21 protein-coding genes are annotated in these 22,563 nt (G+C 56.8%); 14 read left to right on the top strand and 7 right to left on the bottom strand.

Annotated elements, in window-relative coordinates; translation table 11 throughout:
- The first annotated feature begins 42 nt into the window (after positions 1–42).
- Genes modA through modC form a run of 3 tightly spaced genes read left to right on the top strand, consistent with a single transcriptional unit; the run spans position 43 to position 2,557 of the window.
- Positions 43–813, top strand: a complete 771-nt coding sequence (modA, locus tag QZH36_RS06055; protein WP_301729826.1) for a molybdate ABC transporter substrate-binding protein — start codon at positions 43–45, stop codon at positions 811–813.
- Entirely contained in the window at positions 810–1,505 is a 696-nt protein-coding gene (modB, locus tag QZH36_RS06050; RefSeq protein ID WP_253454851.1) for a molybdate ABC transporter permease subunit, read from the top strand. Before modA ends, modB begins: the two co-directional genes overlap by 4 nt.
- A complete protein-coding gene (gene modC, locus QZH36_RS06045; protein ID WP_253454850.1) occupies positions 1,499–2,557 on the top strand; it encodes a molybdenum ABC transporter ATP-binding protein ModC in 1,059 nt (352 codons plus the stop codon). Before modB ends, modC begins: the two co-directional genes overlap by 7 nt.
- Before the next feature lie 480 nt (positions 2,558–3,037).
- Here the strand turns inward: modC and QZH36_RS06040 are convergent, their stop codons facing one another.
- Positions 3,038–3,856, bottom strand: coding sequence for a pyridoxal phosphatase (locus tag QZH36_RS06040; protein WP_301729825.1), 819 nt, complete (start codon positions 3,854–3,856; stop codon positions 3,038–3,040).
- Between the two features lie 149 nt (positions 3,857–4,005).
- Between QZH36_RS06040 and pgl the strand changes: the two genes are divergently transcribed.
- Positions 4,006–5,001: a 6-phosphogluconolactonase gene (gene pgl, locus QZH36_RS06035; protein WP_253454848.1), complete on the top strand. Its 996-nt coding sequence runs from the start codon at positions 4,006–4,008 to the stop codon at positions 4,999–5,001.
- Between the two features lie 33 nt (positions 5,002–5,034).
- Here the strand turns inward: pgl and QZH36_RS06030 are convergent, their stop codons facing one another.
- The 3 genes from QZH36_RS06030 to curA are packed head-to-tail and all read right to left on the bottom strand — an operon-like array spanning position 5,035 to position 7,260.
- On the bottom strand, positions 5,035–5,511 hold the full coding sequence (locus tag QZH36_RS06030) for a kinase inhibitor (protein WP_301729824.1): 477 nt from the start codon (positions 5,509–5,511) through the stop codon (positions 5,035–5,037).
- Positions 5,512–5,525: 14 nt separating this feature from the next.
- Positions 5,526–6,206, bottom strand: a complete 681-nt coding sequence (locus tag QZH36_RS06025; protein ID WP_253454846.1) for a type 1 glutamine amidotransferase domain-containing protein — start codon at positions 6,204–6,206, stop codon at positions 5,526–5,528.
- 1 nt (position 6,207) lies between these two features.
- A complete protein-coding gene (curA, locus tag QZH36_RS06020) occupies positions 6,208–7,260 on the bottom strand; it encodes an NADPH-dependent curcumin/dihydrocurcumin reductase (protein WP_253454845.1) in 1,053 nt (350 codons plus the stop codon).
- 657 nt (positions 7,261–7,917) lie between these two features.
- On the opposite strand from curA, the gene QZH36_RS06015 reads away from it, so the two are divergent.
- From QZH36_RS06015 to QZH36_RS05995, 5 genes are all read left to right on the top strand, one after another.
- Positions 7,918–8,517 carry a fimbrial protein gene (locus QZH36_RS06015; protein ID WP_253454844.1) on the top strand — a complete coding sequence of 200 codons (600 nt, stop codon included), beginning with the start codon at positions 7,918–7,920 and terminating at the stop codon, positions 8,515–8,517.
- Positions 8,518–8,586: 69 nt separating this feature from the next.
- Positions 8,587–9,327 (top strand): fimbrial biogenesis chaperone, encoded by a 741-nt coding sequence (locus QZH36_RS06010; RefSeq protein ID WP_253454843.1) that lies wholly within the window; start codon positions 8,587–8,589, stop codon positions 9,325–9,327.
- A 23-nt stretch (positions 9,328–9,350) separates the two neighbouring features.
- Entirely contained in the window at positions 9,351–11,825 is a 2,475-nt protein-coding gene (locus QZH36_RS06005; protein WP_301729823.1) for a fimbria/pilus outer membrane usher protein, read from the top strand.
- Between the two features lie 37 nt (positions 11,826–11,862).
- Positions 11,863–12,699: a hypothetical protein gene (locus QZH36_RS06000; RefSeq protein WP_301729822.1), complete on the top strand. Its 837-nt coding sequence runs from the start codon at positions 11,863–11,865 to the stop codon at positions 12,697–12,699.
- The gene (locus QZH36_RS05995) at positions 12,654–12,899 is read left to right on the top strand and encodes a fimbrial protein (protein WP_301729821.1); all 246 of its coding nucleotides are present in this window, start codon (positions 12,654–12,656) and stop codon (positions 12,897–12,899) included. The genes QZH36_RS06000 and QZH36_RS05995 overlap by 46 nt, the downstream gene beginning before the upstream one ends.
- Before the next feature lie 9 nt (positions 12,900–12,908).
- Here QZH36_RS05995 and bioA read toward each other — a convergent pair whose 3' ends face one another.
- A complete protein-coding gene (gene bioA, locus QZH36_RS05990) occupies positions 12,909–14,198 on the bottom strand; it encodes an adenosylmethionine--8-amino-7-oxononanoate transaminase (protein WP_253454840.1) in 1,290 nt (429 codons plus the stop codon).
- Between the two features lie 86 nt (positions 14,199–14,284).
- Here bioA and bioB point away from each other — a divergent pair, with 86 nt between their 5' ends.
- The 4 genes from bioB to bioD are packed head-to-tail and all read left to right on the top strand — an operon-like array spanning position 14,285 to position 17,874.
- Positions 14,285–15,316, top strand: a complete 1,032-nt coding sequence (bioB, locus tag QZH36_RS05985) for a biotin synthase BioB (RefSeq protein WP_253454839.1) — start codon at positions 14,285–14,287, stop codon at positions 15,314–15,316.
- A complete protein-coding gene (gene bioF / locus QZH36_RS05980) occupies positions 15,317–16,471 on the top strand; it encodes an 8-amino-7-oxononanoate synthase (protein WP_301729820.1) in 1,155 nt (384 codons plus the stop codon). It abuts the gene before it with no gap.
- Positions 16,452–17,210, top strand: coding sequence for a malonyl-ACP O-methyltransferase BioC (gene bioC / locus QZH36_RS05975; RefSeq protein WP_301729819.1), 759 nt, complete (start codon positions 16,452–16,454; stop codon positions 17,208–17,210). The genes bioF and bioC overlap by 20 nt, the downstream gene beginning before the upstream one ends.
- A complete protein-coding gene (gene bioD / locus QZH36_RS05970) occupies positions 17,203–17,874 on the top strand; it encodes a dethiobiotin synthase (RefSeq protein WP_253454836.1) in 672 nt (223 codons plus the stop codon). The genes bioC and bioD overlap by 8 nt, the downstream gene beginning before the upstream one ends.
- Before the next feature lie 35 nt (positions 17,875–17,909).
- Here bioD and QZH36_RS05965 read toward each other — a convergent pair whose 3' ends face one another.
- Positions 17,910–18,626 (bottom strand): ABC transporter ATP-binding protein, encoded by a 717-nt coding sequence (locus QZH36_RS05965; protein WP_301729818.1) that lies wholly within the window; start codon positions 18,624–18,626, stop codon positions 17,910–17,912.
- Positions 18,627–19,523: 897 nt separating this feature from the next.
- Between QZH36_RS05965 and uvrB the strand changes: the two genes are divergently transcribed.
- Entirely contained in the window at positions 19,524–21,545 is a 2,022-nt protein-coding gene (uvrB, locus tag QZH36_RS05960) for an excinuclease ABC subunit UvrB (protein WP_301251296.1), read from the top strand.
- Between the two features lie 53 nt (positions 21,546–21,598).
- On the opposite strand, the gene QZH36_RS05955 is transcribed toward uvrB, so the two are convergent.
- Positions 21,599–22,507 (bottom strand): gluconeogenesis factor YvcK family protein, encoded by a 909-nt coding sequence (locus QZH36_RS05955; RefSeq protein WP_301251295.1) that lies wholly within the window; start codon positions 22,505–22,507, stop codon positions 21,599–21,601.
- Positions 22,508–22,563: the final 56 nt, after the last annotated feature.

Here is a 22,563-nt window from a genome sequence, read left to right as displayed (position 1 = left end):
CGTTATAGTGAAGGCTACATAACGAGACCTTCGGAGAAGACCATGTCTGTGAAATTACGCCATTTCTTGATCGGTGCCGTGGTAACGGCAAGCCTGACCGGCCAGGCCGTAGCGGCTGAAAAAATTACCGTTTTTGCCGCCGCCTCCTTAACCAACGCGTTGCAGGATATCGCTAATCGCTACCAGCAGGGAAAAGAGGTAAAAATTGTCTCCTCTTTTGCCTCTTCTTCTACGCTGGCGCGGCAGATAGAGCAGGGCGCGCCCGCCGATCTTTTTATCTCTGCCGATCAGCAGTGGATGGATTACGCGGCGCAGAAAAAAAGCATTGAAGAAGCCAGCCGCTATACGCTGTTAGGCAACGAGCTGGTGCTGGTAGCGCCGAAAGAAGCGAAATCGCCGCGAGTCACGCTGTCGAAAAACACCGACTGGAAAAGCCTGTTGCAGGGCCAGCGTCTGTCCGTAGGCGATCCCGATCATGTTCCGGCAGGGCTCTACGCCAAGGAAGCATTGCAGTCGCTGGGCGCCTGGTCAACGCTGGAGCCGATGCTGGCGAGAGGCAACAGCGTGCGCGCCGCGCTGGCACTGGTGGAGCGCAATGAAACGCCTTACGGCATCGTGTATGGCTCCGATGCGGTAGCCAGCAGCAAAGTGGCCGTGGTTGGCGTTTTCCCGGCAGACAGCCACAAGCCGGTGGAATATCCAATGGCGAAAGTGAAAGGGCATGATACCGCCGGCGTCGCCGCGTTTTATCATTATCTGAAAGGGCCGGAAGCTGCGGCCGTGTTTAAACACTACGGATTTACGCCTCTGTGATATTAAGCGATCCCGAATGGCAGGCGGTTCTGCTCAGCCTGAAAGTCTCCAGCGTGGCGGTGCTGTTCAGCCTGCCGTTGGGCATAGCAGCGGCCTGGGTGCTGGTACGCTGCCGGTTTCCCGGCAAGACGCTGCTCGACAGCCTGATCCACCTGCCGCTGGTGCTGCCGCCGGTGGTGGTCGGCTATCTGCTGCTGATTGGATTCGGCAGACGCGGCTTTATCGGCCAGTATCTCTACGACTGGTTCGGCTTTACCTTCGCCTTTAGCTGGCGCGGCGCGGCGCTGGCCTCTGCCGTGGTCGCTTTTCCGCTGATGGTACGGGCAATTCGCCTGGCGCTGGAAGGCGTTGACGGTCGGCTGGAGCTGGCGGCGCGCACGCTGGGCGCAGGCCGCTGGCGGGTGTTTTTCACCATCACCTTGCCGCTGACGCTGCCCGGCATTATCGCCGGCACGGTGCTCGCCTTCGCCCGTTCGCTGGGCGAATTCGGCGCGACCATCACCTTTGTGTCCAATATTCCTGGCGAAACCCGCACGCTTCCTTCCGCCATGTATACGCTGATTGAAACGCCGGGCGCGGAAAACGCGGCGGCCAGGCTTTGCCTGATCGCTATTGCGCTGGCGCTTTGTTCGCTGTGGCTGGCGGAATGGCTGGCGCGTCGGGGACGCAAAAAGTTGGGGATGCCATGTTAGAGCTTGATATTGTCCAGCGCCTTGGCGACCACACTTTGCAGGTAAACGCAAACATACCGGCGCAAGGCATCACGGCTGTTTTCGGCGTCTCTGGCGCCGGCAAGACGTCACTTATTAACGCTATCGGCGGCCTGACCACGCCGCAGGAAGGACATATTTCCCTGAACGACAGGGTGCTGTTCGATGCTCAGACCAGCGTGAACCTGCCGCCGGAAAAGCGCCGTATCGGCTATGTTTTTCAGGATGCGCGCCTCTTTCCGCACTACAAGGTGAAAGGCAACCTGGAATACGGCATGGCGAAAACGATGCGCTCGCAGTTCGATGAACTGGTAGCGCTGCTAGGCATCGGCGAGCTGCTGTCGCGTTTTCCTTTTTCGCTGTCCGGCGGAGAAAAACAGCGGGTGGCGATAGGCCGCGCTCTGCTCAGCGCGCCGGAAATTTTGCTGATGGATGAGCCGCTGGCCTCGTTGGATCTGCCGCGCAAGCGTGAGCTGCTGCCCTATTTGCAGGCGCTGGCGAAACAGGTGGCCATTCCGGTGCTGTACGTCAGCCACAGCCTTGAAGAGATTATCCAGCTGGCGGATAACGTGCTGGTGCTGGATAAAGGCGAAGTGAAAGCGCTGGGCGCGCTGGAAAAAGTCTGGGCCAGCAGCGCCATGCGGCCGTGGCTGCCGCGCGCGGAGCAAAGCAGCGTGCTGCGCGTTCAGGTGCTGGAGCAGCATCCGCACTATGCGATGACGGCCCTTTCGCTGGGCGATCAGCATATCTGGGTTAACCGCATCGACGCGCCGCTGAAAACGCCGCTGCGCATTCGCATTCAGGCCGCCGACGTCTCGCTGGTGCTGCAGCCGCCGCTGAACAGCACTATCCGCAACGTCATTCCGGCGCAGGTCGGCGAGCTGCTGGATATCGATAATCAGGTCGAGGTGAAGCTGCTGATAGGGCAAAGCGAACTCTGGGCGCGCATTACGCCCTGGGCGCGGGATGAGCTGATGATTAAACCGGGCATGTGGCTCTACGCCCAGATCAAAAGCGTGGCGATCGCCGCCTGACGCGCCGCTTATACATTTTGCCGTCGCGTTGATGCAGATATCGCTTTCAGGGCGATGCCCGCGTCAACAGGCGGACATCGTCAGCCAGGCTGGCAGCACTTCCTGACAGATAGTCTGTGCAATCCCCAGCGCCAGACTGCTGCCGAACGCCTGCCATCGGCAAGGCCGCTACAACACTTCCTGATAAATAGTCTGTGCAATCCCCGGTTCCAGACTGCTGCCGATCGCCTGCCACCGGCAAAGCCGCTACAGCACTTCCTGATAAATAGTCTGTGCGATACCCAGCGCCAGACTGCTGCCGATCGCCTGCCATCGGCAAGGCCGCTACAGCACTTCCTGATAAATAGTCTGTGCAATCCCCGGTTCCAGACTGCTGCCGATCGCCTGCCACCGGCAAAGCCGCTACAGCACTTCCTGATAAATAGTCTGTGCGATACCCAGCGCCAGACTGCTGCCGATCGCCTGCCATCGGCAAGGCCGCTACAGCACTTCCTGATAAATAGTCTGTGCGATACCCGGTTCCAGGTTGGTGCCGATTACCCGACGCGCGCGCGCCTTGATGGCGTCGTCAGCGTTGCCCATCGCCACGCCCAGCCCGACGTTTTCCAGCATACTCAGGTCGTTATAGTTATCGCCGAAGGCCAGCACGTCGCTCATCTGGTAGCCTTCAGATTCAACCCACTCCGCCAGCCGTTTGCCTTTGCTGTTGCCCGCTTTGGCAATATCGACCTGATCGTGCCAGGACCATTCGCAGGCCAGGCCCATTTCCTGCTCCACGCTGTCGGCAAACTGTTGCAGCGCGCGGGTATCGGGATGGGATATGGCAAATTTCCAGATCGATTCCGCTTCTTCTGCCGCCTTGCTCAGGCTCGGCACCTTAATAAACACCGGACGCTGATGTTCCGGCAGCGACAGCCCCCAGTTAATGGTGCGGGTTACATGGCCGGTTTCGGCCTGGTAAAGCATCGCGTTATCAACATACAGCAGGCCATGAATGGCGGCCTCGTCCAGCATCTCAATCACCCGCAGCGCCTGATCCTGCGGCAGCGGATCGGCAGATATCACCTTTTTTGCTTGATAATCATACAAATAGGTGCCATTACAGCAGATTGCAGGTGTGTCGAGCGCCAGCGCCTGATAAAAAGGGTGGATAGCGACGTGATGGCGGCCGGTCACTATCACAATTTTTACGCCAGCCTGCCGGGCCTTTTGCAGCGCTTCCAGCGATTCAGGAAGAATGGTCTTACGCGGCGTCAGCAGCGTACCGTCCAGATCTAAAGCAATAACGCGATAACTCATAAATCGTTCCGAATATGGTTTGAAAACGAATTTTTGAGTCTACACCCTGTGGCGGCGCTGACAAAATCGTCCGGCACAAATCCGCCTGCGTGGCCTGCGAAAACGCGCTACGCTGAAGCAGACCCGATTGACCTGAAAAAGGAGCATTTATGAAACAAGTCGTTTATACCGCCAGCCCGGAAAGCGGGCAGATCCATGCCTGGCAGCTTGACCCGCAGGGCGCGCTGACGCTGCTGCAGGTGGTCGATCTGCCAGGCCAGGTTCAGCCAATGGTGGTCAGCCCGAATAAAGCTTTTCTGTATGTCGGTATCCGTCCTGATTTCCGCGTTATCGCTTTTCATATCGACAGCGAAGGCAAGCTGACCAAAGCGGCAGAAGCGCCGCTGCCGGGCAGCCCGACCCATATTTCTACCGATCTTCAGGGACGCTTTATTTTTACCGGTTCCTATAACGACGCCTGCGTCAGCGTCACGCCGATCGATGCGCAAGGCCTGCCGGGCGAACCGTTGCAGGTGATTAAAGGGCTGGATGGCTGCCACTCGGCTAACATCGATCTTAAAAACGAAACGCTGTTCGTCCCGGCGCTAAAACAGGATCGCATCTGTCTGTTTGATTTACAGGAAGACGGTCAGCTGCTGCCGCACGCGCAGCCTCAGGTCAATACGGTTGAGGGCGCTGGCCCGCGCCATATGGTGTTTCATCCGAACCAGCAGTACGCCTACTGCGTAAACGAACTGGACAGTACGGTCGACGTCTGGCAGCTGAATAACGCGCATGGCGAAGTCGAACGCGTGCAGAGCCTGGATATGATGCCCGCAGGCTTCAGCGACACGCGCTGGGCGGCGGATATTCGCCTGACCCCGAACGGTCGTCACCTTTACGCCTGCGATCGTACCGCCAGCGTACTGACCACGTTCAGCGTCAGCGAGGACGGCGGACTGTTGACGATTGAGGGCCATCAGCCAACGGAAACGCAGCCGCGCGGCTTTAACATCGACGCCAGCGGTCGCTACCTGATTGCGGCGGGACAGAAGTCGCACCATATTGCAGTCTATAGCATTGCGGAAGAGAGAGGACTGCTGACGCCGCTGGGACGTTATGCGGTAGGGCAGGGGCCGATGTGGGTAACCATCACGGAAATTTAAAGGACAGGCGGCGATAAGGCCGCCTGTTTTTTATCAGCTGTAGATAGCGGTAAGCGAAGCGCTCGCCAGCTGATGGAAATGCACGTTAAAGCCCAGCATCGCGCCGCTCGCCTGCTCGTCCACGTCCAGCTTTTCCACGTCCAGCGCATAGACGGTGAAAATGTAGCGATGGCTTTCGCCTTTTGGCGGTGCCGCGCCGCCATAGCCCGCTTTGCCGAAATCCGTGCGGGTCTGCACCGCACCGGAAGGCATTTCGGCCACGCCGGAGCCTGCGCCCTGCGGCAGCACGCGCGTGTCGGCAGGCAGGTTGGCCACGCCCCAGTGCCACCAGCCGGAGCCAGTTGGCGCATCGGGATCAAAACAGGTGACGACAAAACTTTTGGTGCCGGCGGGCACGTCATCCCAGGTCAGATGCGGCGACAGGTTATCGCCTTCGTAGCCCATCCCGTTAAAAACCTGGCGCGCCGGTAGCTTGTCGCCGTCGTTAAAATCCTGACTAAAGAGTTTCATTTCCCCTCCTGGCATTATTGATGAAGCAGTTTCAGCAGCTCCTCGGCTGCGGCGACGGAGGATGCGGGATTCTGGCCGGTCACCAGGTGACCGTCCGTAATGGCGAAACTGCCCCAGTCATGGGTTTTTTCATAGTTGCCGCCCAGCCCTCTCAGCGCATCCTCAACCAGGAAAGGTACCACATTCGTCAGCCCGACGGCGCTTTCTTCACTGTTGCTGAAGCCCGTCACGCGTTTTCCGGCCACCAGCGGCGAACCGTCCGGCTTTTTCGCCCGCTTCAGCACGCCCGGCGCGTGGCAGACCGCGCCGACCGGTTTGCCGTTAGCGTAAAAACTCTCAATCAGTTCAATGCTCTGCCGATCCTCCGCCAGATCCCAGAGCGGGCCGTGGCCGCCGGCATAAAACACCGCGTCGAATTTGCTGCTGTCGATGTTGCCCAGCTGCTGGGTATTGGCCAGCGCCTGCTGAGCGGCAATATCTTTACGGAAGCGTTCGGTATCGGCGCTTTGCGCATCCGGCTCGTCGCTTTTGGGATCCAGCGGCGGGTGTCCGCCAGCGGGCGACGCCAGCACCACGTTGATGCCCGCATCGCGGAAAATGTAATAAGGCGCTGCGAATTCCTCCAGCCAGAAACCGGTTTTTTTGCCGGTTTCGCCAAGTCGGTCATGCGAAGTCAGCACCATTAAAATTTTCATTTCAGGCTCCTGTTGGCGTGTCGCCAGCCACTTTAATCAGCACTTTACCGAAGTTTTTACCTTCGAGCATGCCGATAAAGGTTTCCGGCGCGTTGTCCAGACCCTCTACTATGTCTTCGCGGAAAACAAAACGATCCTCCGCGACCCACTGACTCATCTGCTGGAAAAATTCGTTAAAGCGATGACCGTAATCCTGATTGATGATAAAGCCCTGAACGTGCAGGCGTTTACGCAGGATGGCGCTCTGGAAAAGCGGCAGGCGATTTGGCCCTTCCGGCGCATCCTTGCTGTTGTAGTCGGCGATCAGGCCGCAGACCGGGATACGGCCTTTGGTATTCATCAGCGGCAGGACGGCGTCAAATACCGGGCCGCCGACGCTTTCAAAATAGACGTCGATACCGTCGCGGCAGTAGCGTTTAAGCGATTCTGATAAGTCGCCTGACCGATGGTTGAGGCAGCGGTCAAAGCCCAGCACGTCTTCGGCGTAGCGGCATTTTTCTTCGCCACCGGCGATACCCACCACGTAACAGCCTTTCAGCTTCGCTATCTGGCCTACCATCGAGCCGACCGCGCCGGTTGCCGCCGCCACGACCACGGTTTCGCCCGGCTGCGGATTACCAATATCCAACAGGCCCATATAGGCGGTAAAACCGGTCATCCCCAGCATGCCGAGCGCCCACGAAGGGTGTTTCAGCACGGGGCCGCTGAGCTTAAACAGATCTTTGCCGTCCGACAGGGCAAAATCCTGCCAGCCGCTCTGGCTGACTACCCAGTCGCCAGGCTGGTAATCTTCATGATTTGATTGTTCAACGATGGCGACGGTGCCCGCGCCCATGACGTCGTTAACGGCGATCGGCGGCACATAGGAAGGCGCGTCGCTCATCCGGCCACGCATATAAGGATCCAGCGAGAGCCAGATCGTCCGAAGTAGAATCTGGCCTTTCCCTGGCGTTGGTACGTGCTGTGACTCCAGACGAAAGTTAGCTTCAGTCGGTGCGCCATGCGGGCGCGAGGCGAGCACGATACGGCGATTTGTCTGTTTGTCTTGCGGCATGGTTTTTCTCCTTTACAAAATACAACCCGTAAAAAGCGTAGTGCATATGTCTCGTGCTCGCTTTGCTCTGGGCCGTAAAACAGGTAAAACAGCGCCACTGAAATTTAGTGAGGCTTTTTAATCTTTTTCTGCTTGCCTGTGGGTTAAAAACGGGGCGGTGACGCAATCATTATTAACAATTTTTAAAAACTTTATCGCGCAATCAATGTAAAAGCGTTCATATAATTAACGCAAAAATAGAGCTTGTATTGGGATATAAATAGGTTAGTTATTGCGTATTTCCTGATGAAGATGTGCGTTTCATTAACAATGTTTTAATTATTGTCCGGGCGAGAAATTCAGTATTTTAGGTATAAATCATGAATCTTCTGACAAAACGTAGTTTAACTTAAGAGTATTGTTAGTTAATTAATGTATTTATATTTATTTTTATCGTTACTCTTAACATGATTTACTATTTATTTAAACAATAGCTAAGCTTTTTGATGGGACTGTTTAATTAGATTTGTCCTAAAAACTATTTACAAGAAATTAGAAATAGGGCGATAATAAGGCTCGGGGCCTTCTTAAGGAATGCTATATTCCTGAGCTGGAATGTTCCTGATGAATTTATATCTAAAAAGTCAGCCACATAAACATGTGAAGTAGAGGGAATTTATGGAAGAATTTAAAAAATTATTATTAGCTACCGCTATGGCGGGTACCCTTTTTACTGGCAGCGTATATGCAGCAACCGGCACCTCTGTCGCCGGGGGCACTATTACCTTTAACGGCGCGGTCAGCGACACAACCTGTAATGTCACCACGAATAGCGGGTCGGACTTTACCGTTAACGTGTCGCCTGTCACTAAAGAAGACATGGGCACCACGCCAGGCGTGATCGGCAGCAGCGCCACGCCTTTTACGATTACCGTTTCGGGCTGTAGCGGTTTTGATGACGCCAGCACGGCTGCACAGTCGTTGAATATTGTCTTCACCGGCGCCAATGTTTCGGATGATATGAATTACCTGAAAAACGAATCGGGTTCAGCCGAAGGTGTCGGTATCGCCATCACTAAAAACGGTAGCGATCTGGTAAAAATGAACGAGGCTCTGGCAACAGGACTGGCTACAAGCCAATCCGCTGCCAGTGGGAATTACGATACGGCTGCGGCAGGCGACATTAATCTTTACGCGCATTATTACAACTACGGCGGCAGCAACGTTTCTACTGGTTCAGTAGTGACTACCGCAACTTATACGTTCAGCTACGAATAATCTACCTTGCACCCGGACAGGAGAGCGTCGGCTTTCCTGTCTCTTCCGGACGGCATTTCAGGAGTGTTTGTGAAAAAGTTTTTGCTTATTATCGTCTGTTATGTCTTCAGCTGTGCCGCCAGCGCCAATGTTATTATTAATTCAACCCGCGTGATCTTTCCTGCCGACGCTAAAAGTGTTTCAGTGCAGCTAATCAATAAAAGTAAAGAACAGCATCTGGTGCAGGCATGGATAGATGACGGCAGACAAAACGAAAAGCCTGAAAATATCTCAACGCCCTTTATGGTGGTTCCCCCGGTGGTAAAAATTCAGGGTAACGATGGCCAGGTTTTAAGGATTAATCACAACGATCAGGTCAGAACCCTGGCCAAAGATCGCGAGTCGCTGTACTGGCTGAACGTGCTGGATATTCCTCCTGTACCGAAAAAGCTGGATGCGGCGGCTAACTATATGCAGGTCGCTATACGCAGCCGGATAAAAATTTTTTGGCGTCCGACAGGACTAAAGATCTCGCCTGAAAATATTGGTCGGTACCTGAGCCTGAAAAGGAAAAACCAGAATGTCTGCATCAATAATGCATCGCCTTTTTATCTGACTGCCATACAGCTGATGAGATGGGACGGAAAAAGCACGCGCGTTCAGCAAGGAAAAAAACAGGATAATCTGATTAGTAAAACCGTTTCGGTACCGCCTTTTACCTGTCAGCCTCTTGATGCAGGAAAAGTATCCGCTTCAGGCGGCAAGTATCAGCTGACTTATATTGACGACTATGGCAGCAGAGTCCCTGTTACAATTGATTTAGTAAAATAAAAGGAATTATTCAGGAGCAAATAATGAAGGCGACAGTAAATTTGCTTGCCCCAACAGGCTATGGAAAGCTATTTTATCTCACCTGTATTATTCTGAACTGCTCTGTAGTCAACGCGGCTGAAACATTCAATACCAGTTTGATGGTAGGGGATTCTTCTCAGGCTGACTGGAATAATCAGGGGCAGACCATTTTATCCGGAGTTTACGATCTGGATATTTATATTAACGGCAGCTGGAGCGGTAATTTTCCGGTGAAAGTGGATTCAGGGGAAGCTTTCTGGCTGTCAGGCGCAACGCTTAAAGCTCTGCCAATTAAATATATTGATAAAAAAGCGATAACTAAAAAAGAGTGGGTGCCGGTAGCCGAAATACTTTACGGCGGACAGGCCACGCTTAACAGAGGAATGCTGCGACTGAATCTGACTATTCCTCAGGCCAGGATAGATAAAAAAGATCGCCGCTGGATCGCGCCGGAACTGTGGGATGCAGGGATTAATGGCGCTTTTACCAATTACAGCCTCAGCTATAATAACCTCCAACAGCATAACAACGATGGCAATGCGGATAACGTTTTTCTTTCGCTCAGCAGCGGCATTAATTTAGCCCACTGGCAGTTGGTCGATAACAGCCAGTTTCAACGTACGCGTAGTCGCCAGGGAGAATGGAATACGCAATCCCGCTATGTCGAACGCGCGCTGCCAGCTATTAATTCGTTATTCAGGATAGGGGACAGCTATACCAATTCGCCCTGGTTCGATAACGTACGTTTTCGCGGCATCACCTTAAAACAAGACCAGCGCATGTATCCCGATTCTTATCGTACCTATATGCCGGTTATTCGCGGTAACGCCACGGCGAACGCCGTAGTCAGCGTTTATCAAAACGGCAGCGCCATTTATCAAACAAACGTGCCGCCGGGCCCTTTTGTTATTGACGATCTTATGCCTGGCGGATCGCGCAGCGATCTCACGGTAGAAGTTGCCAACGCTGGCGGCATCACCGAGCGTTTTACCGTCCCTTACTCTACCGTTTCCGATATGTTGAGAAGCGGCTCGTCAGAGTGGCTGTTAACGGCGGGTAACGTTCAGCTGCATGACGTGGATTTACACCCGGCCTTTGTTCAGGGCAATGGCTCACACGGCATTAATAACTATCTGACGCTCTATAGCGGCGCCACGCTAAGCCAGGATTATGCTTCTTTTCTGCTGGGCGGCGCGTTCAGTTTGCCACGGGTCGGGTCGTTTTCAACCAATGTGGACATGGCTCGCGCGCATCTGAACAGTGGGGAATCGATGCAGGGAGAGCGCTGGAAATTAGCTTACAGCCGCTTCTTTATGACCAAAACCAACCTGACGCTGGCGACTTACTATTACAACACGGCGCGCTATCTTTCCCTGTATGACACGGTACAAACCAATGCGCTAGCGCGTGAGGAGAACGGTAAGCAATACCTGCGAAGCAAACAGAGCTTCAGCGTTAACCTCGATCAGACCCTGCCGCCGGGCTGGGGACGGATTGCGATTGACGGCTTGTGGCGTCAGTACTGGAACAGCGATCGCATGCTAAAGCAATACAGCCTGACCTACAGCAACCTGTACAAAAAAGCGACGTGGAGCCTGGCCTTTCGTCGCAATCACTATGAATATGACGGCAGCGAAGAAGAGCGGCGTTACAGCAGCAAAAGCTACGATGAACAGCGGATCGACCTGGCTGTTACTATTCCGCTCTCTCTGTCCGGCAACCGCCACAGCGTCACGCTGCGTACCTCGTCGCAGGACGGTAAATATAGCGGTATGGAAGCCGGGGTCAACAGCTCGCTGGAAAGCCTGGACTACAGCCTTAACTTCAGCCATGACCGTACCGGACACAGCGCAAAGTTTGGGGCCTACAGCGCCTGGCGCACGCCTTATGCAAAGTTAACGGGTCAGTACAGCGAGGCGAGCGATTTCCGCCAGCTTGGCATAGGCGCCAGCGGCAGCGCCGTACTCTGGCGCGATGGCGTGTTGGCTTCAGGCAACACGGGCAATACTTTTGTGATCCTGGACGCGCCGGGTATTGCTCAGGCCACGGTCAACGGCAATCCCAATATGAGAACCAACCGCGCAGGCCGGGTTCTGGTGCCTTCCGTCACGCCTTACCGTATGAACACTTATCTGTTGGATAACCCTCGCGGTGAAAGCGAGGGCGAACTGCTGGGCAATATCGGACGCGTGACGCCCTGGGCAGGCAGCATTAACTATGTGCAATATAAAACCGACACGCGTGCCGTGTTTACCTTCAAAGCGCTGTTTGATAACGGGCAGCCTTTGCCTTTTGGGGCCGGCGTCACCGATGCAGAAGGCAACTCGCTGGGCTACGTAGCGCAGGGCAGCCTGATTTATCTCAAAGCGAAGCAGCTTCCCGAATGGCTGCACGTGCAGCTGACGGAAGGGCAGGAAAGTAAAACGTGCAGGATCCATTTAGCCAACGCGGCGCAGACCTCTTTTTGCGTGCGCTAAGCCGAAAAGGCGCCGCATTCATTTTCAGGGAGTCATCATGAAAAAATACTGGATAGCGTTACTGCTCGGGTTGTGCGCTGTTTCCGCAGGCGTGCAGGCGGGCTGTACCCTTATAAGCGGTTCGACGGTAAAGGCCAACGACAGCCTGAACCTTTCAGGTTTGCTGACCGCGCAGGATAGCCACAGCGAAACCCGAACGGCAACCTGGTCAGTGCCGGTAACATGCTATCTTATTTTCAATAGCAACGCGGTGCACTTTGTCAGCCCGATACAAAATGGCTTTTGGGTGAAGTTTGTTAACGCAGCGGGCACGGCACGCTGGATAAAACTTCAGACCAGTGGATTTATCGAAAAGATAGATTATGAAAACGGCGACAGAACGCTGCAAGGCTCAGATTTTAGCTATCAGCTTACCGCCACCTTACTGGACAGCGATCCGGGCGTAACCGACAGCAAATTTTACAAGGTGACCGACGCCGGGAGCGCGGAGATCGTGACCATGGTGATGCATAACGCCAACTTTATTGGCTCCACGCCTACGGTGGATCAGGCGGCTGAAGTGGCGGCTTCGGGCAACTGGAACAATGATTACCTGGGCTATCAGTCCCTGACGGTGACCTTTAACCCGGCGGAAACCACCTGTGAAATGCCGGATCAGCAGGTGACGCTACCCAGGGTGTCGTTGAATATGCTGCGTAACGGCATTGCCACCGACAGTACCTCTTTTACGCTGCCGATCAGCTGCTCTGCAACCCTGGCGGGTGGCGCTACGCGTTCGGTTAATGCCTGGCTTATAGCGCCGACCTGGTGGAGAACAGCCAGCAGATTATGCGTAACAGCCGCTCCAGCTCGCAGGGCGTCGGCATCGTCTTGAACGACAGCGCCGGTAAGGCCGTTTCTCTGTCAGGCGGGACGGCGGCAGGTGAAGCCACTTCGCTGCTGTCGATTACCAAAGGCGCCGACATTCATGCCAGCGCCATTAACCTGAACGCTGCCTATAAGGTGTTCGATCCGGCTAATCTCAGTCCAGGGTCGGTCGTTGCCACCGCGACTATTTATTTTGACTATGACTGATCGCCGTCGTCAGGATAAAAACAGCGTGGGGCAGGCAACCGCCGCCGCTATCGCTGTCGTCAGCTTTTGCAGCGCTTCCGGCTCGATAACGTAAGGCGGCATTAAATAGATAAGCCTGCCGAAAGGACGGATCCAGACGCCGCGCTCAACGAAAAAGCGCTGCAGCGCCGCCATATTCACCGGTCGACGAGTTTCGATAACGCCAATCGCACCCAGTACCCTGGCATCCGCCACTTCCGGCTGCGCTTTTAGCGGCAGCAGCGCGGCTTTCAGCTGCGCTTCAATCGCGCTTACCTGCCGCTGCCAGCGATTTTCCTGCAGCATCGCCAGGCTTTCGCTGGCCACCGCGCAGGCCAGCGGATTGCCCATAAACGTCGGGCCGTGCATAAAACAGCCCGCCTCGCCGTTGCTGATGGTATTGGCAACCTCGCGCGTGGTCAGCGTGGCGGAAAGCGTCATGGTGCCGCCGGTCAGCGCTTTGCCAACGCACAGAATATCAGGCGATATCCCGGCGTGATCGCAGGCGAAAAGCTTGCCGGTACGGCCAAAGCCTGTTGCGATTTCATCGGCTATCAGCAGCACGTTGTGGCGATCGCACAGCTCGCGCACGCCTTGCAGATAGCGCGGATGATAGAAGCGCATTCCGCCCGCGCCCTGCACGATGGGTTCCAGGATCACCGCGGCCAGTTCGTGCGCCTGTTCGCCAATCAGACGGGCAAAATCGGCGATATCGCTTTCCTGCCACTCATCGTCGAACCCGCAGCCCGGCGCGGCGGCGAACAGGTGGTTCGGCAGATAGCCCTGATAGAGCGAATGCATGGAGTTCTGCGGATCGCATACCGACATCGCGGCAAAGGTATCGCCGTGATAGCCGTTGCGCAGCGTCAGAAAGCGCTGACGCCTTTCGCCGCGCGCCTGACAATATTGCAGCGCCATTTTCATGGCAACCTCAACGGCTACCGAGCCCGAATCCGCCAGAAAAACGCACTCCAGCCCCTGCGGCGTCATCTCTACCAGACGACGACAGAGCGCCACGGCCGCAGGATGGGTGATCCCGCCAAACATCACGTGCGACATCTGCTCGATCTGCGCGTGCATCGCCTGGTTCAGGCGCGGATGGTTATAGCCGTGGATAGCTGCCCACCAGGAAGACATGCCGTCCACCAGCTCGCGGCCGTCAGCCAGCTGCAGCGAGGTGCCAGAGGCCGCGACCACCGGATACACCGGCAGCGGTTTGCTCATTGACGTGTAGGGATGCCAGATATGGTCGCGGTCAAAAGCGAGGTCGAGAGGGGTCATAAAATACTTGTAAACCAAAATTAAAAAATTTAGTTTACAAGTATAACCGTAAAATGAACATGAGATCTTTTCTTTTGGAGCAAGCAATGGCAAATCGCTGGACAGTCGCCCAGGCCCAGGCCCTTTTCGACAAGCCTTTTCTGGAGCTGATGTTTGAAGCGCAGCAGGTGCATCGTCAACATTTCGATCCGCGTCAGGTGCAGGTCAGCACGCTGCTGTCGATCAAAACCGGCGCCTGTCCGGAAGACTGTAAATATTGTCCGCAGAGCGCCCGCTACAAAACCGGCCTGGAAGCGGAGCGCCTGATGGAAGTGGAAGAGGTGCTGACCTCTGCCCGCAAAGCCAAAGCCGCAGGATCTGACCGCTTCTGCATGGGCGCGGCGTGGAAAAACCCGCACGAACGCGATATGCCTTATCTGGAGCAGATGGTCAAAGGCGTTAAAGCAATGGGGCTGGAAACCTGTATGACGCTGGGCACGCTGAGCGATGAGCAGGCGCAGCGGCTGGCGCACGCCGGGTTGGATTTCTACAACCATAACCTGGATACCTCGCCGGAATTCTACGGCAGCATTATCACCACCCGCAGCTATCAGGAGCGCCTGGACACCCTGGGCAAGGTACGCGACGCGGGCATTAAAGTCTGCTCCGGCGGCATCGTCGGCCTGGGCGAAACCGTTAACGATCGGGCCGGTCTGCTGGTGCAGCTGGCTAACCTGCCGGTGCCGCCGGAAAGCGTGCCGATCAACATGCTGGTCAAGGTCAAAGGCACGCCGCTGGCCGACAACGACGATGTCGATCCTTTCGATTTTATCCGCACCATCGCCGTGGCGCGCATTATGATGCCGACCTCCCACGTGCGTCTTTCCGCCGGCCGCGAGCAGATGAGCGAGCAGACGCAGGCGATGTGCTTTATGGCTGGCGCTAACTCGATTTTCTACGGCTGCAAGCTGCTGACCACGCCGAACCCGGAAGAGGACAAGGATCTGATCCTGTTCCGCAAGCTGGGCCTGAATCCGGCGCACACCACCACGGAAGCGGGCGACAACGAGCAGCAGCAGGCGCTGGCGGGTCAGCTGCTGAATGCCGATACCGACCAGTTCTATAACGCGGCCGTGTAAATGGGCTGGCAACAACGCATCAGCCTGGCGCTTGCGGAGCGCCGGGAGAAGCAGCAGTTTCGCCAGCGCCGCGTCAGCCAGCACGACGACGTGCGCACCCTGTGCGTGAACGACCGTCGCTACCTGAACTTCTCCGCTAATGACTATCTGGGGCTGAGCCGGGATCGGAACGTTATCGCCGCCTGGCAGCAGGGGGCCGAACGCTACGGCGTCGGCGCAGGCGGATCGGGTCACGTTACCGGCTATGGCGCGCCTCATCAGGCGTTTGAGCAGCAGCTGGCCGACTGGCTGGGCTATCCGCGCACGCTGCTGTTTATTTCAGGCTTTGCGGCGAATCAGGCAATCATTGCCGCAATGCTGCAGAAAAACGATCGCATCTTCGCCGATCGCCTGGCGCACGCTTCGCTACTGGAAGCGGCCTCGCTCAGTCCGGCTACGCTGCGCCGCTTTGCGCACAATCAGCCGGAAGCGCTGGCGAAACTCTTCAGCCCTGCCGACGGCGGCGAAACGCTGGTGGTGACGGAAGGCGTTTTCAGCATGGATGGCGACAGCGCGCCGCTGCAAGAGCTGCATCAGCTTACCGCTCTGCACAACGGCTGGCTGCTGGTGGATGATGCGCACGGCATCGGCGTAACGGGCGAGCAGGGGCGCGGCAGCTGCTGGCAGCAGAACGTGCGTCCGGAGCTGCTGATCGTGACTTTCGGCAAGGCATTTGGGCTGAGCGGCGCGGCAGTGCTCTGTAGCGAAGAGACGGCGGACTACCTGTTGCAGTTCGCGCGTCATCTGATCTACAGCACGGCGATGCCGCCCGCGCAGGCTTTCGCGCTCCAGACGGCTTTACGCGCCGTACAGCAGGGCGACGACCTGCGCGCGCGGCTGCAAAAGAATATCCGCCTGTTTCGCGAAGGCGCGGCGGCTGGCGGGCTGGCGATCCTGCCTTCTTCAACGGCCATTCAGCCGCTGCTGGTAGGTGAAGAGCAGGCGGCGCTGCGGCTGGCGGAACGGCTGCGGGAAAGGGGATGCTGGGTAACGGCTATCCGCCCGCCCACCGTGCCGCCGGGAACGGCGAGGCTGCGCATCACGCTGAGCGCGGCGCATCAGGAAGAAGATATTCAACGACTGCTGGAGGCGCTGCATGACGCAAACGGTCAATAAAGCGGCGATCGCCAGAGCCTTCGGCCGGGCGGCGCAGAGCTACAACCGGCACGCGGAGCTGCAGCGGCTGAGCGGCGAAGCACTCTTTTCGCTGGCGCGCGGCCGTGAGCAAAAGCAGGTGCTGGATGCGGGCTGCGGGCCGGGCTGGTTCAGCAAGCGCTGGCGCAGTGCGGGCAACAAGGTCACCGCGCTGGATCTTTCTCCGGCCATGCTGAACGAGGCGCGGCTTGGCGACACGGCCGATGCCTATCAGCTGGGCGATATCGAAGCGCTGCCTTTTACCGATGCCGCTTTCGACGTGTGCTGGAGCAATCTTGCCGTGCAGTGGTGCAGCGACTTACGGCTGGCGCTGGCCGAAATGCGCCGCGTGATCCGGCCTGGCGGCCAGGTGCTGTTTTCAACGCTGGCCGCCGGCTCGCTGAACGAGCTTAACCAGGCCTGGCAGGCGCTGGATCTGCCCGCGCCCGTTAACCGTTTTCTGAGCGAGGCGCAAATAGCGGACGCAGGAAGCTCGCTCGGGCTTCGGCTGGAGGCGCAGACGCAGACGCTGGCTTTCCCGGACGTGCTCGGCGCGCTGCGTTCACTGAAGGGGATCGGCGCCACGCATCTGCATCAGGGCCGCCGTGATGGCCTGCTGAGCCGTCATCATCTGAGTCAGCTGGCGCAGAGCTGGCCGCGCGACGAGCGCGGTTTCCTGCTCAGCTATCATCTGCTGTATGGAGTGATTGATTGTGAGTAGCTGGTTTATTACCGGAACGGATACGGAAGTAGGGAAAACGGTCGCCAGTACCGCGCTGTTGCAGGCTGCCCGCGCCGCCGGATTGCGCAGCGTAGGCTATAAGCCCGTTGCTTCCGGCTGTGAAATGACGGCGGAAGGTATCCGCAACAGCGACGCGCTGGCTTTACAGCGCAACAGCGTGCTGACGCTGCCTTATGAGCAGATCAATCCGCTGGCCTTTCTGGAGCCGACGTCTCCGCATATCGTCAGCGCGGAAGAAGGCAGGCCCATTGAGTTTACTCAGCTTTCGGCTGGCCTGGCGGCATTGCGCGAGCAGGCGGAGTGGGTGCTGACCGAAGGCGCGGGCGGCTGGTTTACGCCGCTTTCAGCCACGACGACCTTCGCGGAGTGGGTGACGCTGGAACAGCTGCCCGTGGTGCTGGTGGTCGGCGTCAAGCTGGGCTGCATCAATCACGCCATGCTGACGGCGCAGGCCGTCACGGCCAGCGGTCTGCGTCTGGCTGGCTGGATAGCCAATACGGTGCAGCCGCCGGGCAGGCGTCATGCGGAATACATGGCGACGCTGCAACAGCGGCTGCCCGCGCCGCTGCTGGGTGAAATCCCTTATCTCACCGACAGCGCCGATTTTGACCGGCTTGGTCACTACGTGCGCCTGCCGGAATAAGGCGATGCCCTCTGGCAGCGCGCCGGAGGGCATGACTAAACGGTAAGCCAGGTGTTGACTATTCTCTCATCCAGCTGCGCCACGCTGCCGTGGGCCACGTTGCGCCCACGATGCAGCAGCAGGAAATAGTCCGCCACTTTACGGATAAAAGAGATCCGCTGCTCAAGCAGCAGAATGGTCAAGCCGAAATCGTGATTCAATCGATGGATCAAATTCCCCATCTCCTCTTCCAGCCAGGGCGACATGCCCTCCGTCGGCTCGTCCAGGATCAGCAGCTTCGGCTGGAGCACCAGCGCTCTGGCCAGCGCCAGCTGCTGCTGCTGATCGAGCGGCAGTTCGCCGCTGCGCCGGTGACGAAGCGAATAAAGCGCGGGAAAAAGATCGAAAACCATCGGCGGAATGGCCGGATGGCGCTGTTGTCCTGCGCCCGCCAGCAGCGCTATCTGCAAGTTATCCTCGACGCTGAGCTGCGAGAAAATATGCCGCCCCTGAGGCACATAGCCGATGCCGAGCGCCGCGCGTTTTTCTACCGGCTGCTGCAGCAGATTTTGCGGCGGCAGATTGCCTTCCTGCCACATAATGGTGCCGCTGTTAATCGGCAGGTGGCCCATAATGCAGTTGACCAGCGTGGTTTTCCCCATTCCCGGCCTTCCCAGCACGCCCGTACAGGTGCCCGGCGGCAGTTCCAGATCCACATCCCATAAAATATGATCCTGCCCGTAAAACTGATTTATCGCATGTAAGCTCAGCATCTGACACTCTCCTCCAGACAGTTTTCGAGCGCGCCTTCGTAGCGTGACGAAGGATTGACCATGGACGCAGCGTCCATGGCTTGGGCTTCTCGCTCTGGTATGTTGAAAGCGTGAGGCGGTCAACAGGAACTGCAATTCGCAGGCCAGGTTTTAAAATGCAGAAAAAAACGACCGGCAAATCAGGAAAGCAGGGCGGGTAATTGGTCAGAAAAGGTTAACAATTGCCCACGGAAATTTCCGACTGCACTTTGATGGTGCCCTAAACCCAACATTTATGGTGCAGGCGCCTGCCTGTAAGGCAGATCGGCCGCCCGACCCGCTGAAAAAAAAGCCTTAATGGGGATAGCCCTGAAGGCAGAAGTATGCTTCAGGTCGGACAAGACCGCGCAGGACAGGTAAAAAATTTAAGGAAAAAATTTTTTTTGCGTACGCGCTCACAGGACGCTGCGTTTTATACACAGCAGACGGGTTGGGCGTTGAAATCAGTTATCCACCATTCCTGTGGATAACCATGTGTATGAATGACTGAAAACCTGTAAAAGGCGAGAGCCGGCGCGGCTTAAGCTTGAGTTGGTGCTAAACTCGGCTGAAATAACATTGCGTTAAATTTCAAGGCGTTAGTGAAAATCAAGCGGGGAAGGATCGCAGCATATTTTGCCCGCGCCATTTTGTCAGGATGTCTTGACAAATGTTAAAGTTTCAGTCCGGCTGGGGATAACCCCTTCACTTTCTTGCCGCTTAAGCATCCGTTCAACGCTGTTGGCCCACACGCGCGCTGCCTTCCCTTTGTTCTAATCGATAACTGGAGATATATCCAGTATTTTTTGCTGGCAAAATCGTCATAGCAGAGTAAAATTACCACCCTGTCCGCGCTTTTCATCATCAGGTAGCCATGCAATGAGCAAAGTCTTTAAACTTAATTCCGCCTTTCAACCTTCCGGCGATCAGCCTGAAGCCATTCGCCGCCTTGAAGAAGGGCTGCAGGATGGACTGGCGCATCAGACGCTGCTCGGCGTAACGGGGTCGGGCAAAACGTTTACCGTTGCCAACGTCATCGCCGATCTCAATCGGCCTACGATGGTGCTGGCGCCGAATAAAACCTTAGCGGCGCAACTTTACGGGGAGATGAAGGAATTCTTTCCGGAAAACGCCGTGGAGTATTTCGTCTCCTACTACGACTACTATCAGCCGGAAGCCTACGTGCCCAGTTCGGATACCTTTATCGAAAAGGACGCCTCCGTTAACGAGCATATTGAACAGATGCGTCTGTCGGCGACCAAAGCGCTGCTGGAGCGTCGGGATGTCATCGTGGTGGCGTCGGTGTCGGCGATTTACGGCCTGGGCGATCCGGATTCCTATCTGAAAATGATGCTGCATTTGACGCGCGGCATGGTTATCGATCAGCGCGCCATTCTGCGGCGTCTGGCGGAGCTGCAATACAGCCGCAACGACCAGGCTTTTCAGCGCGGGACTTTCCGCGTACGCGGCGAAGTGATCGATATCTTCCCGGCGGAATCGGACGACTATGCGCTGCGCGTCGAGCTGTTTGACGAAGAGGTCGAACGGCTGTCGATTTTCGACCCGCTGACGGGCCAGATCACCTCGGTGATCCCGCGCTATACCATCTATCCAAAGACGCACTACGTGACGCCGCGCGAGCGCATCATACAGGCGATGGAAGACATTAAAGTCGAGCTGGCCGATCGCCGTAAAACGCTGCTGGCGAACAATAAGCTGCTGGAAGAACAGCGTATTTCCCAGCGCACGCAGTTCGATTTAGAAATGATGAACGAGCTGGGCTACTGCTCGGGCATTGAGAACTACTCGCGCTACCTTTCCGGCCGTGGGCCTGGCGAGGCGCCGCCGACGCTGTTTGACTATCTGCCGGCGGATGGCCTGTTGGTGATTGACGAATCGCACGTCACCATCCCGCAGATCGGCGGCATGTATCGCGGCGACCGGGCGCGTAAAGAAACGCTGGTGGAGTACGGCTTCCGCCTACCGTCGGCGCTGGATAACCGTCCGATGAAGTTTGAAGAGTTCGAGGCGCTGGCGCCGCAGACCATCTACGTTTCCGCTACGCCAGGCAAGTACGAGCTGGAAAAATCGGGCGGCGAAGTGGTGGATCAGGTGGTGCGTCCGACCGGCCTGTTGGATCCGCTGATCGAAGTGCGTCCGGTCGCTACTCAGGTTGACGATCTGCTGTCGGAAATCCGCAAGCGCGTGGCGATTGACGAGCGTGTGCTGGTGACGGTGCTGACCAAGCGTATGGCGGAAGACCTGACCGAGTACCTCACCGAACACGGCGAGCGGGTGCGCTATCTGCACTCGGATATCGACACCGTAGAGCGTGTGGAGATCATTCGCGACCTCCGCCTCGGCAAGTTTGACGTGCTGGTCGGCATCAACCTGCTGCGTGAGGGTCTGGATATGCCGGAAGTTTCGCTGGTGGCGATCCTGGATGCCGACAAAGAGGGCTTCCTGCGTTCCGAACGCTCGCTGATCCAGACTATCGGTCGCGCCGCGCGTAACGTTAACGGCAAGGCTATTCTCTACGGCGATAAAATTACGCCGTCGATGGAAAGGGCGATTGGCGAAACTGAACGTCGCCGCGAGAAGCAGGAGATCTACAACAAGGAAAAAGGCATTGTGCCGCAGGCGCTCAACAAGAAGATCGCCGACATTCTGGAGCTGGGCCAGGGCATCAACAAAAATAAACCGAAACGCCTTAAATCGCCTCGCGATGTGGTGGAGGACGATGCGGCGGTGGTCGATTTATCGCCAAAAGGGTTGCAGAAGCGTATCCGCGAGCTGGAAACGAAAATGCAGGAGCACGCCAAAAACCTGGAGTTCGAAGAGGCCGCCAACGTACGCGATCAGCTGCATCAGGTACGCGAGCTGTTTATTGCCGCTTCCTGAGACGCGGCACCAGGCCGTCGCCGTCTCGTCCTGGGAGCAAGGGTTTCGGCGCGCTAGCCCAGTCGCTGGATCGCGTGCTCCAGCGCGCTGTGCAGCAGCTGGCGGTCGTGGCGGTATTTGATATCCGCCGCCTCCAGCGGCTCCTGCACGATCAGGCGTTCGCTGACGCCCGTAGTATCCACATGCGGGCCGACCACGACGGCATCAATCACCTTCCTGCCGATATATTTTTCCATGACGGTCAGCTTATCCGCCAGCGTCAGCTGTGCCGCCGCCGGGCTAAGCTCTTTGCCCAGATTACCGATAAACACCATCGGCGCGGGCGTGCGTCTGAGCGCCTGCGCCATATCCGGCAGCAGCAGCACCGGCATCAGGCTGGTATAGAAACTGCCTGGCCCAATCAGGATCAGGTCGGCCTCGTGGATTGCCTCAACCGCTTCTTTGGTCGCGTTGGCTCTGGCCGAAAGCAGCAGCTCGCGCGGCGGCATGGCAAGCTTGTCGATCGCCGTTTCGCCGTAAACCTGCTGACCCCGATCGTCAAGGGCTATCAGGTCGACCGGCTGTTCGGACATGGGGATCAGAAAAGCATCCACCTTCAACAAACTGCGGATCAGATTGATCGCCTCGATCGGCCGCACGCTCAGGTGATCCAGCGCTTTCAGCATCAGATTACCCAGGTTATGTCCGGCCAGCTCGCCCTGGCCACCGAAGCGATACTCGAACATGGCGGAGGCCACGCTGGGTTCGGTAATCAGCTGGTTCAGGCAGTTGCGCATATCACCCCAGGCGATGCCGCCTTCCGCATGACGAATACGTCCCGTGGAGCCGCCGTTATCGGTGGTCGTGACAATGCCGGTCAGGCGTGAGCCGAGCGACGACAGCGCGGATAAAACACGGCCCAGGCCATGCCCGCCGCCAAGCGCCACGACGCGATCGAGATCGGCCAGAGTACGGTTACGCATAAAATTCCTTCAATATGTTAACAGTGCAGCCAGCCTGTCAGTGGTTTTTGCCTTAT

Origin of the sequence: Erwinia wuhanensis (assembly GCF_030484085.1) — a bacterium.
GTDB lineage: Bacteria > Pseudomonadota > Gammaproteobacteria > Enterobacterales > Enterobacteriaceae > Erwinia > Erwinia aeris.
Note: the sequence above shows the minus strand (reverse complement) of the source record. Positions and strands in the feature narration are given on the sequence as shown.